We start from the raw sequence: 16935 nt of genomic DNA, 5'->3' as shown, positions 1-16935 counted from the left end.
TTTACATGTAAGTATCTCTCTTTATTCTTTCTTTTAAATCACAAATTTCATTTTATGTTATAATAAATAAATTTTAACAAAGTGAGTAAAAATGTCGAAAACTTCTTATGATTTTGATGAATTAAAATCAAAAGTCCGTGATTTAGGGCTTTTAGAGCGTGTTCCTGTAAGAGGAAGCATTGAAATGACAGCGATACTTTTAAGTATGGGACTTGTTTATGTGATGCTTTTTTATCACAAAAATCTCATTGACAACTCTTTTACAGCAGCTGTTGGTCTTGGTCTGTTTATGGTCTTGGTTTTTACGCGTGCTGTTTTTGTTTCGCACGATATTTTGCATACACAGTATTTTAAAAACAAGCGTCTCTCTTTTAAGCTGAGCTATCCGTTTTCGGCGTTCATCCTTTCGAATTCCTCTTCCTGGTGGGATTTCAAACACAATGTCAACCATCATACCTGGTGTAATATTGTCCAAAAAGATGTTGATATACTGGCGTTTGACGGGGCATTTACAAACAAAAAAGGCAATAAAACATGGCTTCGCAGGAGTAAATATCTTGTTTTTTGGGGTGCCATGTTTTTTATGTATCCGGCTTTTATCGTGCAGTCATATAATTTTGCGCTCAAACGCAAAAAATGGGCTGAGCTTGGCTTGATGCTTTTGCACTGGCCTTTGGTTTGGGGACCTGTTTTTTATTTTTTACCTTTGAGTGAGGCACTCACGGTTTATCTGACTCTGAACCTGACACTCTCTGTATGGCTTGCATTCGGTTTTATCACCAATCATCTCGGATGTGAGGTTTTTGACAAAGAAGTCGGCGAAAAACTTTCATGGATGGAGTTGCAGATGCGTACCTCACGCTCTTTAAAAGGCGGGAAATTTGTACACTGGTTTTATGGAGGATTAAATACCCAGATAGAGCATCATCTTTTCCCAAAAGCACCCAGGTTCAATCTGCTGAAAATCCAAAAAATGACAAAAGAATTTGCACAGAAAAACGGTATTGCCTATTTTGAAACAACACCGCTGCAGGCGTATATACAGATAAACAATGTGCTCAAATCCTATTAGGTAAATAGCAATTTAGATAAAATATCACCAATTAACAATTTGGAGATTTTAATGGACGCAGCCAAATATATTTGGATGAATGGAAAATTTGTTGCATGGGATGATGCCAAAGTACATGTACTCACACATACAATTCACTATGGAAACGGTGTAATTGAAGGAACAAAAGCTTATAAAACTGAGAGAGGGTATGCAATATTTCGTTTGAATGATCATACCAAAAGACTCAAAGAGTCGGCAAAAATGACACTGATTAATATTCCTTATACTGTTGAAGAGTTAAACATTGCACAGATCGAACTCATCCGAAGAAATGAATTTACCGGGGACAATGTCTATCTTCGTCCTTTTTCGTTTTTAGGCTATGGTATTATGGGGCTTTACCATAAAGACGCACCGGTTGAAACTGCTGTTGCTGCCTGGGAATGGGGTGCTTACCTTGGAGAAGAGGGTATGCGTAAAGGCATTCGCTTGAAAATTGTCTCCATGACACGCCCGGCAAATACATCCAACATGGGAAAAGCCAAAGCAACGGCCAACTATTTGAACTCCCAAATGGCAAAATATGAAGCGATTGACTGCGGATATGATGAAGCCTTGCTTTTGGATGATGAAGGTTATGTTGCAGAAGCAAGCGGGGCCTCGTTTTTTATGATAAAAGACGGCGAAATTATTACACCGCCAAGTGATAATGCCTTAGCTTCCATCACACAAAAAACTGTCATTGAAATGGCTGAAGACCTAGGCTACAAAGTGACTCGACGCCGTATTACAAGAGAAGAGGTATATGTGGCGGATGAGGCATTTTTGACAGGAACGGCTGCAGAAATCACACCGGTTGCTTTGGTTGATGCCAGAGAGATAGGCAGAGGTTCCCGCGGGGAGATTACGGCAATTATTCAGAGCGGATATTTTGACATCGTATTTGGTCGAAACAAAAAATATGAGCATTATCTTACCTATGTGGATGAGATAAACTAAAAAGACTTTCGGAACCCATCCTTTCTATGCTAAAGCATGACTTAGAAAAAAACTAAATTTTTTTCTGTAGGGTGGGCTGAGAGTGGCAAAAAAGTTTACATAACAAAAAAAAGGAATACAATGGCATCAGATATGAATGACTATTTTAACAAGAAGAAAAGTGAAGGCGGAGGATTTAAAAACTCTAACTCAGGTGGCGGCAGTGGTCCAAAAGGACCTCAGATGCCAAATTTGAATTTTAATTTCGGCGGGGGAAAAGCAGCACTGACATATTTTTTGATTGCTGTTGCTGTTATGCTGATTTTGGCAAAGCCGTTTATTATTATTCAAGAGGGTGAACGCGGAATTTTAAGTACAAACGGGAAGTATCAAGATCAAGCTTTGCTTCCGGGACTGCATTTTATTATCCCTGTGATTCAAAAAGTATATACGGTTGATACGAAAGTGCGTATTATAAACTATGCTTCGCGTATGGAGACAAACTCAAATGCGTCGGGGATTATTTCAAAGCCTGCCATTACAGTGCTTGACAAACGGGGTCTGCCGGTCTCTATTGAATTGACTGTTCAGTACCGACTCAATGCACAGTTTGCCGCACAGACAATTTCAAACTGGGGATTCAGCTGGGAAGACAAAATAATCAATCCGGTTGTGCGTGATGTTGTTCGTAATGTAGTCGGAAAATATGATGCAGAATCGATTCCTGTAATGCGTAACACCATTGCAACGGCTATTGAACTGGGTATACGAGAAAGTATTAAGAGTTTGAAAAATTCGCCTGTTATTTTACAGTCTATTCAGCTTCGTGATATTTTACTTCCGGCAAAAGTAAAAGAGCAGATTGAAAGAGTACAACTTGCCAAACAACAGGTACAACAGGCAGAACAGGAAGTACAGCGTGCAAAACAAGAAGCACTCAAACGTGCTGCAGAAGCTCGCGGTATCGCAGAAAAGGCAAGAATTGAAGCACAGGGTAAAGCAGACGCTGTGACAATTGAAGCAGATGCCAATGCCAAAGCAAATATTTTAATAGCAAAATCATTAACCAACAAGCTTTTGCAGCTTGAACAGATGAAAGTACAAAACAAGTTTAATGATGCACTCAGAGTCAACAAAGATGCAAAAATATTCTTGACACCGGGCGGTTCGACTCCAAATATCTGGATAGACACCAAAGATACAAGAAAAAGAACCACGGCGAAATAAAGATGCAGGAAATAGTCAATAGAGTAGACTGGCAGAAGCAGGAGCTTCTGCCTGTTATTGTTCAAGACAACACGACCAATGAAGTGCTGATGATGGCCTACATGAACAAAGAGGCTCTGGAGCTTTCACTCAAAACAAAGCAGGCACACTATTTTTCAAGAAGCAAACAGCGTATATGGAAAAAAGGCGAAAGCAGCGGGCATATACAGGAAATTGTCTCTTTTTTTATTGACTGTGACAATGACACCCTCCTGCTAAAAGTCAATCAAAATGGGGTAGCCTGTCATACCGGTAGAAAGTCATGTTTTTTTACAGAGCTGCAAAGTGGTAAGATTACTTCTGAAGTAGAAGTGAATACCGAAGCAGCATACGGTGTTATTGATACACTGTATCATACGATACAAGAGAGAAAAAATGCCGATCCTGCAACCTCATGGACGGCAAAACTTTTAAGCAAGGGTGAAAACACAATTTTGAAAAAAGTTGTCGAAGAAGCCGGAGAGTACTGTTTTGCACATAAAGACAATGATGAGAAGGAGATGGTATATGAAGCGGCAGATTTAACCTACCATATGCTTGTGGCACTTGCTTCTAAAAATATATCGCCAGACAGAATAAAACAGGAACTTGCCCGTAGATTTGACATGAGTGGCATCGCTGAAAAAAACGCAAGAAAAGAGTAGGTAAAGTATGAAAGAGAAGCTGTTGGCATTTATTCATGGATTGATAACGTATGATTATATTCTATTTGGTGTCTCATTTCTTCTTTTTCTTCTTTTTATTATTCTTGCACTGCTCCTTCGAAAAAAGATAATTCTTGCGCTCTTTTTTGTTCTTTTCGGATTTGCAATATTTCTCCTTGGACCTACGCTTGGTTATATCGAGATGCACAAATATCTTTTTAAAAATTCAGTCCGGTTACTTTCGCAAAAAAGACTTCACTTTGTAGAGGCTTTGGTGGTCAAAGGAAGTATCACAAATGAATCCAAATTTGATTTTTCCGAGTGTAAAATCACTGCAAAAGTCTACAGGGTCACAAAGAACAGGTACAAAAACTATCTTTTGCGATTAAAACCATTTCAAAAAATGTCGATTCTGGAACCTGATATACCGCAAGGGCAGACAAGAGAGTTTAAAATTATCATAGAACCGTTTGTATATAAAAAAGACTATAATGTATCCCTGGAGGGAAATTGTAAATGACACTCTTTAATTACTGGCACTATATAGTTTTCTTTGTAATTTTTTTACTGAGTATTGGCGGTATAGTGAGTGCAGTGAAACAAAAAAAGAAAAAGCTAGTCTATTCTATGATATTTTCTATTATTTTGGTGACTGTTTTTATGGCTGTTTTTTCTGTTATGATTGTTGATAAGTATACAAAAAAGGTACAATTGGAGAAACTGCACAACAAAAGGCTCTTGAGTACGGAAGAGATAGCCTACTACGGTATTGTTAGAAATATCGGAAAATTTCCTGTAGGAAAAGTGACTTTTGAAATAAAACTTGTAAACAAAGGGCATGCAACAGGAAATGTAAAAGGCGGGAATTTTTATAAACCCAGCGGTTTTATGGACTTTTTTTCCGGGGGTTTTGGAATGGGATCACACAAACCGCAAACCGTTACGAAAAAGTTTGTTGTTGCCAGAAATCTCAAACCCGGTCAGGCCAAAGCCTTTAGAGTTTATTTCAGGTATCCGCCCTATTTTAGAAGTACGGCAGAATTTGCAAAAGTGTACGGGCATTAAGCCTCAGTATTTTAATCCGACTTTTTTAAGTGCCGCGTTAATGTTTTTTATCTGTCGGTTTTTGTTTCGGCACCATTTTGGAGCCAAAAGAGAATCGTCATCTATCCCTGCTGTCACTCTTTGGACATTGACATTTTTTGGTTTCATCAGAAGAGATTTTACAAGCACATCAAGATATTCCTGCTCACTGATTGGGGTAAACTCTCCACGGTTAAACTCATTTGCCAAGGCAGTGCGTTTTACAACATACAAAGGATGATATTTTACAGAATCAATTCCCCAAGAATAGGCGGCTTTGGAGGTCTCAAGCATCATCTCCTGTGTTTCTCCCGGAAGACCAAAGATAAGGTGTCCGCAAACATTCAGACCTGCCTCTTTTGATTTGATAATCCACTCTTTTACATTTTCGCTGTCATGCCCTCGGTTGATTTTTTCCAGTGTTTCATCATATACAGACTGAATGCCAAATTCAATCCAGATCTCTTTGTCTTTGGCAAGGTCTGAGAGATAGGCGAGTGTCTCTTGCGTGATGCTGTCAGAACGTGTGCCGATGCTTAAGCCTACCACATTGTCAAAAGAGAGTGCTTTTTCATAGAGCGCTTTGAGGGTTTCAAAAGGGGCATAGGTATTGGTAAATGATTGAAAGTATACAAGAAATTTTTTTGCACCGTACTCTCTTGTCTGGCGTTTTGATATGGCATCAAACTGCAGTTCAAGCTGTTTGAGCTGTTTTTGCAAAAAAGGATTCTCTTTTGATTCAAGATTTAAGTGAAATCCTTTCAATTCCTGAACGGCATCCGTGCTGGCTGAAAAAGAGTCATTTTCGCAAAATGTACAGCCTCCTTTAGCCACGGTTCCATCAATATTGGGACAGGTGAAACCGGAGATATTGATGCCAACCTTGTGTACTTTTACGCCAAATTTGTTTTTTAAGTAATTACCGTATGTATAAATTTGTTCCATTAAACGATATATTTTCCAGTAAAACAGGCTGTACAGTAGATATCCTGTGTCGCATTCACACTTCTTAAGAGTGATGCTTCATCCAGATATGCCAAAGAGTCTGCTTCTATAAAATCACAAATTTCCTGCATACCCATATTTGCAGCGATTAAATTCTCTTTGCTTGGTGTATCAACACCGTAGAAACACGGATCGGTAGTCGGAGGAGAAGAGACGCGCATATGGACCTCTTTTGCCCCTGCTTCTTTAAGCATTCTGATGATTCTTCGTGAAGTTGTGCCTCGGACGATAGAGTCATCTATAACGACAACTTTTTTGCCTTTGATAATGTCTGTCATAGGAGAGAGTTTCATTTTTACTTTTAAATCACGCATCTCCTGTGTCGGTTCTATAAAGGTACGCCCTATGTAGTGATTGCGCATAATTCCCATTTCATAGGGAATACCACTCTCTTGTGCATATCCAATGGCAGCGGGTACACCGCCATCAGGTACAGGAATGATCAGGTCCGCTTCAACAGGCTGAATTTTTGCCAGCTCTTTTCCCATCTCTTTTCTGCATTCATATACAGACTGCCCGAAGACAGAAGAGTCAGGGCGGGCAAAATAGACATATTCAAAGATACAGTGCTTTGGTGTCGGCTCAAAGATTTTTACACTTTGCGGTGCTTTGCCTTCTTCAAAAATCAGAAGTTCTCCTGGTTCCACATCACGAACAAAGGTAGCTCCAACAAGGTCAAAGGCACAGGTTTCACTTGCCACTATATAGCCGCCGTTTGCCAGCCTTCCCAGACTTAAAGGTCGAAAACCGAAACGGTCCCGCATAGCGAACATTTTAGTCCTGCTTAAAAAGACCAGAGAGAAAGCACCTTCTATTTTTTTAACAGCGTCTATAATTCTGTCCAGAAGTTTATCCTGTTCACTTTTTGCGATCAGATGAATAAGATTCTCAGTATCCATAAATGTCTGAAAAATTGCACCGCGTTTGATCAGTCTGGCACGCACTTCATCAGCATTTGTAAGGTTACCGTTGTGCACAATTGCCATCTCACCCAAATCATATCTTGCAAATACAGGCTGTGCATCAAGAATGGAATCATTTCCCGCTGTAGAGTAGCGGGTGTGGCCTATAGCGCTTGACCCGCTTAAAGTAGCAAGTTTGTCTTCGTTAAAAACGCTCATAACAAGTCCGCGGTCTTTGATAGTATGAAGTTTTTCTCCATCAGATGAGCTGATACCTGCTGCTTCCTGTCCGCGGTGTTGGAGAGAATGAAGAGAAAAGTAGGCTAACTTTGAAGCCTCTTTATGACCAAAAATCCCAACAACAGCACACTTTTCATTCATATTTTCGCGCAAATTTTTTCCTTGATAAGTTGTAATTAAATTATGATGCAATTATACTCAAAATATCTATAAATATTCTCAAAGCTGTCTTAATTAATAGATATAATTTATTTTCAAAGTGGAACTGTTTTTGCTATAAATTATATATTTTCAAAAAAGGTAGGATATATGGAAATTGTTTTGCGCAATAATCTTATTCTTATCACTACAGGGTTTGATACCTTAAATACAAGTTGGATGAGAGAATTTTTAAATCATCATGCCCGTGGTATGCTCTTTTTACCTAAAGCTGTCCTTGTATTTCAAAATCAATCACTAACACAGGTCAGAGAAAATTTCATAAGAGAGTTAAGTGAATTTCATGCAAAAACACATGATTTCAATCATGAATTCTTTTTACGTTCCATGTTAAAGTTTGGAAACCAGCCTATTAAAATTGAACTTAACAAGATGGAAGAGCCTGAAACTATAAAAGTACACCTCTATGCGTATGATAAAGATACGGTGCTTATTTCACTCGATAGTCCAAATTCATGGGTACTCAATTATATGCGTTCACAGCTTGAAGTATATGTGGAGCGGGGAACAGATATCTCTTTGGTGGTGGATGTCAGTGATTTTAAGTCAAAAGCAAGGCTGGAACGTGCTTTAAACAAGCGCCATATTTTGCATTATCAGATTCAGTATACCTATGACAACCATTTTATGTCCAAACTCTACTCGGATTTTGCAAATTTTTCTTTCGGAGATTTATGCAAAGCCTCTTTTGATGAAGAGAAAAAACATTTTTATACAATCCTGGAGTGTCCTATAGGGGCTTCTCAGGATGCTTTGAAAAAAAGTTATAAAAAACTGACAAAAGTCTATCATCCGGACAAAATTTTTCATGAAAGTCCCTATCTGGTAGAACATTACACACAAAAATTTCAGTTACTGCAAGAAGCATATCAGGCACTGCGTGTTGTCAGTTAATTATATCTTCTTATTTTAGAGAGCGTTTTTTAAGCAGTGCCTGAAAATCCTCGCTGCTGTAAAGTGCCAGGCCTGCACCACTGAGCTGGGTGAGCTCTTTGGAAAATCCCCGTTTTGAGAACAAAACGATTTGGGTCGGTTCAATGCCAAGTTTTTGGCATTTGTCCCGTATTTTATGCAGCTCTTTTTTGTTGATGATGTGGTTTGTCCATTTGCATTCTCCGACATAAATACGATTGTTTTGAGTGATTGTGAGTATATCTATCTCTATTTTTGCATCCCAGTAACTGCCGCTGCTGCGTATATGTGCATCACGGAGATGATAGTTCAGCAGTACCTCTGAGAGTTCTTCATATACCAGGCTGGTATAACTGTTGTGACGCAGGGTAAAATCTTTGAAAAAGGCATCATATTGCTGTGCCTCAATTTCTTTGATATGGGGTATGACAAAGTAAAACCAAAACCTGACAAAAGGGTGGGTAAAAAGGACTTTGTGCGAAATACGGTGGCGTGCTTCTTCACGTTTGAGTTTGGTGTTTGGATACTTGTCTCTTGGATGTTCTTCCCGTGAATACTCCAGCTGAATCAAGCCCTTTTCCTGTAAAAAATTGAGAGCTGCTCCACCGTTTGCATTGTTGAGTCCGGCTTTGTTAAAAGCGGAAAATATACGTCTGTCACCTGTTGCAAGCGCTTTGAGAAGTTTTCTGTGCAGGGTATTGTTCAGTGTAAGTGCCCTCATCTGTCTGTCTATGGCTTCAAAATTGTCCAATACAAGAATCCGGAGCAGCTCTTCAATAGGCTTTGTCGTGTCAATATCCCAGTCAAGTCCGCCAAATACAGCGAAGTAGGAGATCTGCGTCTCCATATCATCGGGGTAGTTTTTGAAGTAAAAAGAGCGAAACTGCTCAAGAAGTTTTGTATTTGTCATATGTTAATTGTAACATATAATTAATATTTTTTGATTTATGCTGTATTTTAAATAAGTTTTGCTAATATATGTGTATTGATTAAAGGGAAGGTCTGTATATTTGAATTTTTTATTTACAAATCAGAAGCCTTTTTATAATTCTCTATGTTTTAAATGGAGTGTTTACCTTATTGCTGCATTTTTTTATGCTTATTTTGCAGGTTTGAGTGCTGAAGATGACGGACTGAGACATATTGCATTTGCAGCACATAAAAATATTATGCATTCGTGGGGAGAAGTGTTTCCTCACTCTCTTTTTTTTACAAATTACGACCCGTGGATGGTTTGGGATAAATTTATTGCTTTTTTACTCCTTTTCTTTCCTTATAAAAGCGTGCATATTGCCATAAATATTACTGTGCTTTTTACACTTTTCGTACTTTTGGATGCGCTTTTGTTAAAGTATTCCTCTTTTAAAAGACAACCGATGTTGATTTTGCTTATTCTGGCGATAGTCTCAAACAGCCTACATGCTTATACTAATATTCGTCCGGATTTGCTTTCAGGTCTTTTTTTAATGAGTGCGTTACTTTTAAGTAAGCGTTTATTTTTTCTTTTCTTTTTAACAATTCTTTATTCTAGCAGTTATTATTTATTTTTTTTATATACCGGTTCATTGGGAATTTTATTTCTTGTGCTGCGAGAGTATAAAACTGTAGCAATACTTTTTACAGCTTCTTTACTCGGATTGGGCTTTCATCTTTATTATGGTGGAGAAGAATTTATCAAAACCATTACCTATTTACTGACAGACCAGACACTCAGAGAGGGTTTGTCAGTCGGTGAGGGGAGTCCGCTTTTTAGTTTTTTAAAAGTTTTCAATTATTATGTTTTAGTACTGTTTGCATGGAGTATCTCTTTTGTTATTATATACTTTAAATATGATTATTTTAAAAAGCAGCACATAGCACTTCTTTTGCTTATAATGTCCCCTCTATGGTTGGCACAGGTTCGCTACTATTATCTTTTAAGACCCCTCTTTTTTCTTTACTTAGCTATAGAAAGCAGGGTAATACTTCAATCGCTATTTTCACGAAAAATACAATATTTTTGCTATAAAATTATACATATAATTAAGTCTGTCCAGTATAAAACGGCTTTTATCGTTCCGGCACTTCTTTATACCGCTTTTATGCTTGGATTTTTTTTAAAAGATTTGGACCATGCAAAGAGATTGGCACAAAAAGATTTTTTTAAAAACAGCATATTTAACAATCAAACTATTCTTATGAATTCGCTTTCTTCGGATATTTATTATGCTCTTTATCTCAATCCGACAATAAAATTTGTACCCAGTTGCAGCATAGGGTGGTTTGAAAAAAATGATAAAATGAAAAAAATATATATACAGATGATGAAACCAAAAGGTATAAACGAATTGCAACTCAGTGAACTTATGAAATTTGTTCATGCCAAATATTATTTCCATATACTTCGAAATGAGCAACAAATTTTATCTTTTGAGAAGTTAAAAGCTTTGCATATTGAGCCATTATTGCTTATAGATAACAAAATATTATTTCAAAGAGAGAGTGAGTAAATGAATCAAAAAATAGCTGTTTTAATTCCCTGCTACAATGAGGCGTTAACTATTGCACAAGTTGTTAAAAAGTTTCAACATATTCTTCCCCAAAGTGACATATATGTTTATGATAATAATTCTACCGATGACACAATAGCTGTAGCAACAAAGACAGGTGCAATTGTCAGAAGTGTAGCCAAAAGAGGGAAGGGAAATGTAGTCCGTGCCATGTTTATGGAAGTATCAGCTGATATATACATTATGATTGACGGTGATGATACATATCCGGTGGAAGATGTGAATAAACTTATAAAACCTATTATTGAAGGCAAAGCCGATATGAGTATAGGTGATCGCCATTCAAACGGTAGTTACAAAGAACAAAACTCACGTAATTTTCATAACTTTGGAAACAACCTGGTGAAAAATCTTATTAATAAACTCTATCAGGAAAACCTCAAAGATATTATGAGCGGCTATCGCGGTTTTAATGATGATTTTGTCAAACATTTTCCAATTCACAGTCAGGGGTTTGAAATAGAAACCGAAATGAGTATGCATGCGCTTGACAAAGGATTTAAAATAGCAGAAGTGCCTATAGGGTATGTTGATCGTGTTGAGGGAAGTGTGTCAAAGCTCAATACCTACAGAGACGGTCTGAAAATTCTTCGAACTATTTTTCGACTGTTTAAAGATTACAAACCGTTGGCGTTTTTTACTGCTTTTGCTACACTCTTTTTTATCCTCTCTCTTATAGTCGGTATCCCTGTCATTTTAGAGTTTATAAGAACTGCATATATAACGCTCATTCCCTCTGCAATCTTAGCTGTTGGACTTATGCTTATAGCTATAATGTCTTTGTTTCTTGGCTTTTTGTTAGATACAATAGTTCGTCAACATCGGGAGGATTTTGAACTGTTACGTTTGAGTAAGAAAAGATAAAGCTGTTTACTGTCTGTCCAGAGGAATGCATTTGATAATCTTTGATTGCATGATTCTCTCTTTTTTAATTTGTATGAGTTCATCAACACTATTTGCAAAATATCTAAAATCATAACCTTTTAAACAGAGTTCTATATTTTCAGTGGAAATATTTTCTAAAAAATGAATATATTTGAATTTTTTAATTTCATCGGGAGTGTATGTTTTGAGCCTGCTGTTATAGGCAAGTTCAAATGTTTTTCCGTAGATAATATGCCCACCCAAAAACCCTTCTCTCTTTTTGTAAGGCAGTATCTCTTTTCCACGAACTCTAAAAACATAGGCTACTGCTATGGGAGGATTTTGACCTGCTAAAAAGACGGTTAGCGATGGTACTGTTCCTGTTATTTGACTGAAATTTCTTAGTTTTGTTAAATCATTTTCGGATAAAACTCTCAGCAAAACAGCTATAAAAACATTGAACAATACAAAATATTTATATGCCTGATAATTCCCTTGAGGAATAGGCTTAGAAACTTTACATGTAACATTTTGTCGTATAAGGGAAAATTTATCGTATATGAGAGAAGAAAATGTATATATGAAGTTGATTTTTAAGAGGTAATATAAAGGTTTAAAGTAAAAGATATGTTTAAAAATTTGTTGAAACCCATGAACTCCTCGAAAGCAATCATTGTTAATGTAGACAATAATATCTTTTTCATTTGATAAATCTTTTCCTATTAACCTGATATTATTGACCCAGTCAAAGATTTTAATCAGATAGATATACCGTGTACAGACTGAGCAACTTGTATCAAAATGAACTGTAATCTTCTGTTTATTTTTCAAAGGTTTTTTGAGTCTAATTAAAATTTTATAGATGTGTTTTGGGGGAATGGCTATAAAATACAAGCTTATAACGGCAAGAGAAACAATCCAAAAATGAAATAATATAATGATACCCACATGAAGCATTACCCCAAGCAGTAAAAACCATTTTTTTATACTGTATCGTAAAAAAATGACTCCTATAAAAAATAGCTGGTACACAACTGTTATCATTAAAAGAAGTTTTGTTATGCCAGGATGGGAAATTAAAAAATTTGTTATAAAATTATTGCTGATGTCACTTAGAGACGCATCAACAAAGGACGGGTACTCCAATTGGAAAAAATATATCGCATTAAAAGACCATTCTGAATCAAAAAGTTTATTTATTCCTCCGTCTAAATAGATCAAACCCATTAGAAAAAGAGGAAAATAGTAGTTGAAATTTTGGACAGTTTGTACTTTTAAAGGTTTCTTCGATAAAAGTCTGTCTACGGAAAATGTGATATTCAAAGGCAAAAAAAGATGTTGCAGCAATAAAAAGCTATTGACAAAAAAGAGTGCAAAAACAGGAGCTTGATTTTTAAACAAAAGATACTGAACACTGATGCCTAAAAGAACATAAGCATATTTAACCCTGTTATACTTGTATCCAAAGAGAACAAAAAAAGATAAAAAGATTTCAATAATGACTAAAATTTTTAAATATTTTGGGTTTATGCCTGTTATTTCGCAGTCAATGGAAGCATAAATATAAAAAAGGGTGTATAAAAACAGGAGGTTAAAAAGTACCCTGAAAATAGATAAAGACAAGGCATAACTTTTCTCTCTGATGAATTTATTTATCAGAATGTCCATTTTGGAGGATATAAAATTCAATTTTTTATAAGCAGAAGTATCATGGTGTTTTTACAGAGTCTTAAAAAACTCTGTAAAAACCTTTAGTTTGTAGCAGATGCGTTAGTAACAGCATTGTTAATTGCAGTATTCGCACTCGTTTGAATAGTATTGACCTGATTGTTGAGGAAAGTCGAAACTCCTGCAACCAAACCGACACCAACGATTACTAATAAAAGAGCAACTAAAACACCGCTCATACCTTTTTGTGACTTAATGCGTTTGAATAGATTTTTGATCATATTCTCTCCTTCTTTGTGATAAAGTTGTGATAAGTATATCACTTTTATATAAGAAAAGCAAATAATATTTACTTAAACCAATTATTAACTTAGCTTATAGTATTTTTGTGTATTTTTGTGAAATCCATACACTTGCATTTACATCTTTACATGTACTGTAACAGTCCTGTTTTACTTTTAACCAGCTTGCACCGTTCACTGTTTTGGAGATGTCTGATGTAAATTTATGCCCTTCTTTCCAGACATCGACACGCTTTCCGTTAACAGGTTTTTCTCTGAGAAATATCTTTTTCGTATTGACAACATAGGTTTGTAGAGAAGGTTTTGTCTCTTTTTTTACTTCTGTTTCTTTCTTCTTTGGCATTGTCAATGTAAGTTCATGTGTCTTTTGTGTTGCTATTTGTGTTTTTTGTGCTATCTTTTGCTCTGTCTGCTCTGTCTGCTCTGTCTGCTCTGTCTGCTCTGTCTGCTCTGTCTGTTTTGTCTGTTGTGTCTGTTGTGTCTGTTGTGTCTGTTGTGTCTGTTGTGTCTGTTGTGTGGCATTCTCTTCCGGCGGAGTTTGCAGACTTTCTTCTTCATCTATTATAATCGGAGCGGGAAATGAAATATGTGATACTTCGGATGGTGCCGCTTCTATAGTCTTTTGCTCTGTATAGGAAGTTTTTTTCGGAGTATCAGTCACCTTTGCATGAAAAACACTGCTTTGCGCTTTAAAATTTTTGTAAAAGTCGGTGTCGTCTATCTCTTCATTGGCATCCACAATCTCAGGGACAAGCAAAAAGATCAAATCTGTTGTGTTTAAATTTTCAACTTTATGCTTGAAAAGTTCGCCCAGTAAAGGAATATCTCCAAACAAAGGAATTTTTTCTTCACTTTTGGAATTTTCACTGTGCAGACGACCTCCGAGTGCTATAACCTGCTCAGATTTTACAACCACATTTGTCTGAATGTTTTTACTGATAAAAGAGGGAATGGAGATGCCGGCTCCTAGAGCAACATTATTGGCAGGGTTGGTATCTATGGCACTGTCTTGAATATCTACATTGATGTGCATATAGCCCTCCGTTTGCATAAACTTGCTTGTGAGTGTAAGTTTAAGACCGTACTCTTTTTCTGTCACCTGAATGGTAGGTGCTGTTCCAGTGTTTTGTATAATACCTGTCGGGATATAAAGCTCCCCGCCTACACGAAAGGTTGCATTTTTGTCTTCTGTTGTGATGAGCACCGTGTCATCGAGTATATTGGCAACTCCTTTTGTTTGTAAAAAATTAAGTGTAGCAAGAACGGATTTTCCGGTTGCTGTTGTAAAATTTCCCAGGTTGTCAAGTAAAAAACCACTGAATGTTGCAGAATTTGCAGCACCCGCATTGGCTGTTGCATTGACATATTTGTTGAAAAATCCCAGTCCGGTAACACCACCCAAATCTTTTGCTCTTTGGTTGTCTACGGCAATGAGGTAGAGTTTTGTACGAATCATTTTGTTGACTCTGCGTGTTTTTGTCAAATCCATCAGTTTGTCTGTATCTACACCGCCTTTTTTCAAAATCTCATAAATTCTTTTTTTGTCATGCGGATCTTTAAATACACCGGTGATGACGGTAGAGTCATTGCCGACCATGCTGAGAGAGAGATTCGGCTCAATGATATTGATCATTTTTTGAATATAGCCGAGATTCTCATTCACATAGACATGATAATTTTCTATAGAGTTGTCCCTATAGATGATAAGAATAGAGGTATTACCCGTTTTTTTACCGAATATTTTAAGCAAACTTCCTTTTGACGTACTCTCCAAAAGAGAAACGTTAATATTTTCTCTGTTACCGACTATGAGTTTTTTGATCTTTTTTTGCAAGGGTAGGACCTGGTACTCATTGTTAAAGACAAGGATATCATTTGCAAAAAGATGCAGACAAATTCCCAACAGCAGTAGTATTTTTTTCATTTTTTCCCCTTTTTATTGGCAGGTGCCGGTGATTGATATGTTTTGATCATGATACGAATAGGTTTGCATCTGTGTGCTTAAGGTCTTGTTTTTAAAATAGGGACCGTTATGGGTATATTTTATTGTAACAATGACCTGTCCGGGCAGCGTTGCATCTGCCGGAGCGGAAAAGCTTATGGTTGTTCCTTTTGGGCACAGTCTGCTTCCTACTTCTGCATCGAGTGTTGCATTGAGAGTATTGCTTCTGAGATCCTTTTCACTGTCAAGCACAGTAGAGGTCTGATTGGCTATGAGTTTGAGTTTGTAATCCTCTTGCATTACACTCCAGTAGTCTATCATCAGTGTTATGATAAAGGCCAAAGTCGGCAGAACGACAAGCAGCATCGCCATAATCTGACCCATACCGAAGGCATTGCGAAAATTATGTTTAGTTTTCATAAGATATTTTCACTCTTTGTACATGTTTTTTTCTCTGTTTTTTAAACACTTTTCTGTCTACGAGGAGACGTTCTTTTTGTTTTTGCAGTTTGGCATCAATCTCTTTGGGTGTTTTTATCATCCATAACTGCCCTCCGTAGTTGTGAAGGTTATAGACTCGCTTACTGTTGAGTGCCTGTGTTTTGTAGTAATATGCCAAAAAGTTTTTAATCTCTTTTGGTGCCATTTGCAATATGACACTGTCTGCTTTGACAACCATTTGCTTTTCATTGTAGCTCAGAAGTTTTGTCTGTCTGTTTCCGTTGGTGACAAAGCTGTCTATCTTTACATGTAAAGCGACATATTTTGTGTAAAAGAGATCCGGAGTTTTTTTGTTTGTAGAAGGAATGGCACAGGCTATATCTACAAAATCTCCCGAACGCAGAGATGTGTCCTGATTTCTAAAAAGAGAGAGTGCAACTGAGAGTGTGTCTTTGGTGACCTGCTGTGGTGCCTCTGTCTTTTGAGGCTGTACCTGTTTTTCTTTTTTCTTTTTTGTTTCTACTTCCTGCTTGGTTTTTGGTGGTATCGCAACAATCTTTTCAGGACGAACAGGCTCACCTTTGTAAATATCGACATTGGCATACCGGCCTATAATCTCTGCGTCTGTCAAAGGATTAAAAGTGATATAATTTTTGGAAAGAGTGGCTTTTTTGAGAGAGTCTGCATTGAGGACATCTCCTTTGTGTATCTTTTTTGCCGCAACATAAACTTCAACTTTTGTTCCTTTGTCTTCTTTCATTTTTTCCTGTTTCAGGTATAAAAGCAGTGCTACTGATGAGCTAAAAAGCACCAATCCGACCATGATTCCCATGATTATTCTTGTTTTTCTATTTTTCATATTACTC

General features: G+C 36.9%; 17 protein-coding genes. 9 read left to right on the top strand and 8 right to left on the bottom strand.

Annotated elements, in window-relative coordinates; genetic code table 11:
• The first annotated feature begins 91 nt into the window (after positions 1-91).
• The 6 genes from LCX93_RS10555 to LCX93_RS10530 all read left to right on the top strand — a co-directional run bounded on the left by LCX93_RS10555 (position 92) and on the right by LCX93_RS10530 (position 5007).
• Complete coding sequence (locus LCX93_RS10555; RefSeq protein WP_226066236.1) at positions 92-1072, top strand: acyl-CoA desaturase; 981 nt, start codon at positions 92-94, stop codon at positions 1070-1072.
• 51 nt (positions 1073-1123) lie between these two features.
• Positions 1124-2053 carry a branched-chain amino acid transaminase gene (locus LCX93_RS10550; RefSeq protein WP_226066235.1) on the top strand — a complete coding sequence of 310 codons (930 nt, stop codon included), beginning with the start codon at positions 1124-1126 and terminating at the stop codon, positions 2051-2053.
• A 120-nt stretch (positions 2054-2173) separates the two neighbouring features.
• Positions 2174-3259, top strand: coding sequence for a prohibitin family protein (locus LCX93_RS10545; protein WP_193150500.1), 1086 nt, complete (start codon positions 2174-2176; stop codon positions 3257-3259).
• A 2-nt stretch (positions 3260-3261) separates the two neighbouring features.
• On the top strand, positions 3262-3942 hold the full coding sequence (hisIE, locus tag LCX93_RS10540) for a bifunctional phosphoribosyl-AMP cyclohydrolase/phosphoribosyl-ATP diphosphatase HisIE (protein WP_226066234.1): 681 nt from the start codon (positions 3262-3264) through the stop codon (positions 3940-3942).
• A 7-nt stretch (positions 3943-3949) separates the two neighbouring features.
• Positions 3950-4462: a DUF2393 domain-containing protein gene (locus LCX93_RS10535; protein WP_226066233.1), complete on the top strand. Its 513-nt coding sequence runs from the start codon at positions 3950-3952 to the stop codon at positions 4460-4462.
• On the top strand, positions 4459-5007 hold the full coding sequence (locus LCX93_RS10530; protein ID WP_226066232.1) for a DUF2393 family protein: 549 nt from the start codon (positions 4459-4461) through the stop codon (positions 5005-5007). The genes LCX93_RS10535 and LCX93_RS10530 overlap by 4 nt, the downstream gene beginning before the upstream one ends.
• Before the next feature lie 3 nt (positions 5008-5010).
• On the opposite strand, the gene mnmL is transcribed toward LCX93_RS10530, so the two are convergent.
• Both mnmL and purF read right to left on the bottom strand, forming a co-directional pair.
• The gene (mnmL, locus tag LCX93_RS10525; protein ID WP_226066231.1) at positions 5011-5970 is read right to left on the bottom strand and encodes a tRNA modification radical SAM protein MnmL/YtqA; all 960 of its coding nucleotides are present in this window, start codon (positions 5968-5970) and stop codon (positions 5011-5013) included.
• Positions 5970-7325, bottom strand: a complete 1356-nt coding sequence (purF, locus tag LCX93_RS10520) for an amidophosphoribosyltransferase (RefSeq protein ID WP_226066230.1) — start codon at positions 7323-7325, stop codon at positions 5970-5972. Before purF ends, mnmL begins: the two co-directional genes overlap by 1 nt.
• Before the next feature lie 156 nt (positions 7326-7481).
• Between purF and LCX93_RS10515 the strand changes: the two genes are divergently transcribed.
• Entirely contained in the window at positions 7482-8285 is an 804-nt protein-coding gene (locus LCX93_RS10515; protein WP_226066229.1) for a J domain-containing protein, read from the top strand.
• Positions 8286-8295: 10 nt separating this feature from the next.
• Here the strand turns inward: LCX93_RS10515 and LCX93_RS10510 are convergent, their stop codons facing one another.
• Complete coding sequence (locus tag LCX93_RS10510; protein ID WP_226066228.1) at positions 8296-9213, bottom strand: DUF234 domain-containing protein; 918 nt, start codon at positions 9211-9213, stop codon at positions 8296-8298.
• A gap of 100 nt (positions 9214-9313) precedes the next feature.
• Between LCX93_RS10510 and LCX93_RS10505 the strand changes: the two genes are divergently transcribed.
• Both LCX93_RS10505 and LCX93_RS10500 read left to right on the top strand, forming a co-directional pair.
• On the top strand, positions 9314-10792 hold the full coding sequence (locus LCX93_RS10505) for a hypothetical protein (protein ID WP_226066227.1): 1479 nt from the start codon (positions 9314-9316) through the stop codon (positions 10790-10792).
• Positions 10793-11716: a glycosyltransferase family 2 protein gene (locus LCX93_RS10500; protein ID WP_226066226.1), complete on the top strand. Its 924-nt coding sequence runs from the start codon at positions 10793-10795 to the stop codon at positions 11714-11716.
• A gap of 6 nt (positions 11717-11722) precedes the next feature.
• On the opposite strand, the gene LCX93_RS10495 is transcribed toward LCX93_RS10500, so the two are convergent.
• From LCX93_RS10495 to LCX93_RS10475, 5 genes are all read right to left on the bottom strand, one after another.
• On the bottom strand, positions 11723-13384 hold the full coding sequence (locus LCX93_RS10495) for an HTTM domain-containing protein (protein WP_226066225.1): 1662 nt from the start codon (positions 13382-13384) through the stop codon (positions 11723-11725).
• A gap of 83 nt (positions 13385-13467) precedes the next feature.
• The gene (locus LCX93_RS10490) at positions 13468-13665 is read right to left on the bottom strand and encodes a hypothetical protein (protein ID WP_226066224.1); all 198 of its coding nucleotides are present in this window, start codon (positions 13663-13665) and stop codon (positions 13468-13470) included.
• 94 nt (positions 13666-13759) lie between these two features.
• A complete protein-coding gene (locus LCX93_RS10485; RefSeq protein ID WP_226066223.1) occupies positions 13760-15610 on the bottom strand; it encodes a secretin GspD/PilQ domain-containing protein in 1851 nt (616 codons plus the stop codon).
• A 12-nt stretch (positions 15611-15622) separates the two neighbouring features.
• Positions 15623-16048: a hypothetical protein gene (locus LCX93_RS10480; RefSeq protein WP_226066222.1), complete on the bottom strand. Its 426-nt coding sequence runs from the start codon at positions 16046-16048 to the stop codon at positions 15623-15625.
• Positions 16038-16928 carry an SAF domain-containing protein gene (locus LCX93_RS10475; RefSeq protein WP_226066221.1) on the bottom strand — a complete coding sequence of 297 codons (891 nt, stop codon included), beginning with the start codon at positions 16926-16928 and terminating at the stop codon, positions 16038-16040. Before LCX93_RS10475 ends, LCX93_RS10480 begins: the two co-directional genes overlap by 11 nt.
• Positions 16929-16935: the final 7 nt, after the last annotated feature.

It is taken from the genome of Sulfurimonas sp. SWIR-19, assembly GCF_020410885.1.
GTDB lineage: Bacteria > Campylobacterota > Campylobacteria > Campylobacterales > Sulfurimonadaceae > Sulfurimonas > Sulfurimonas sediminis.
This window is presented reverse-complemented; position numbering and strand designations above follow the sequence as displayed.

Excerpts from the sequence above, each read along its gene's own strand:
- LCX93_RS10485 (WP_226066223.1), bottom strand. The coding sequence starts at position 15,610 with ATGAAAAAAATACTACTGCTGTTGGGAATTTGTCTGCATCTTTTTGCA.
- LCX93_RS10550 (WP_226066235.1), top strand. The coding sequence starts at position 1,124 with ATGGACGCAGCCAAATATATTTGGATGAATGGAAAATTTGTTGCATGG.
- LCX93_RS10490 (WP_226066224.1), bottom strand. The coding sequence starts at position 13,665 with ATGATCAAAAATCTATTCAAACGCATTAAGTCACAAAAAGGTATGAGC.
- LCX93_RS10535 (WP_226066233.1), top strand. The coding sequence starts at position 3,950 with ATGAAAGAGAAGCTGTTGGCATTTATTCATGGATTGATAACGTATGAT.
- LCX93_RS10480 (WP_226066222.1), bottom strand. The coding sequence starts at position 16,048 with ATGAAAACTAAACATAATTTTCGCAATGCCTTCGGTATGGGTCAGATT.
- mnmL (WP_226066231.1), bottom strand. The coding sequence starts at position 5,970 with ATGGAACAAATTTATACATACGGTAATTACTTAAAAAACAAATTTGGC.
- LCX93_RS10515 (WP_226066229.1), top strand. The coding sequence starts at position 7,482 with ATGGAAATTGTTTTGCGCAATAATCTTATTCTTATCACTACAGGGTTT.
- hisIE (WP_226066234.1), top strand. The coding sequence starts at position 3,262 with ATGCAGGAAATAGTCAATAGAGTAGACTGGCAGAAGCAGGAGCTTCTG.
- LCX93_RS10545 (WP_193150500.1), top strand. The coding sequence starts at position 2,174 with ATGGCATCAGATATGAATGACTATTTTAACAAGAAGAAAAGTGAAGGC.
- LCX93_RS10495 (WP_226066225.1), bottom strand. The coding sequence starts at position 13,384 with ATGGACATTCTGATAAATAAATTCATCAGAGAGAAAAGTTATGCCTTG.
- LCX93_RS10475 (WP_226066221.1), bottom strand. The coding sequence starts at position 16,928 with ATGAAAAATAGAAAAACAAGAATAATCATGGGAATCATGGTCGGATTG.
- LCX93_RS10500 (WP_226066226.1), top strand. The coding sequence starts at position 10,793 with ATGAATCAAAAAATAGCTGTTTTAATTCCCTGCTACAATGAGGCGTTA.
- LCX93_RS10555 (WP_226066236.1), top strand. The coding sequence starts at position 92 with ATGTCGAAAACTTCTTATGATTTTGATGAATTAAAATCAAAAGTCCGT.
- LCX93_RS10530 (WP_226066232.1), top strand. The coding sequence starts at position 4,459 with ATGACACTCTTTAATTACTGGCACTATATAGTTTTCTTTGTAATTTTT.
- LCX93_RS10510 (WP_226066228.1), bottom strand. The coding sequence starts at position 9,213 with ATGACAAATACAAAACTTCTTGAGCAGTTTCGCTCTTTTTACTTCAAA.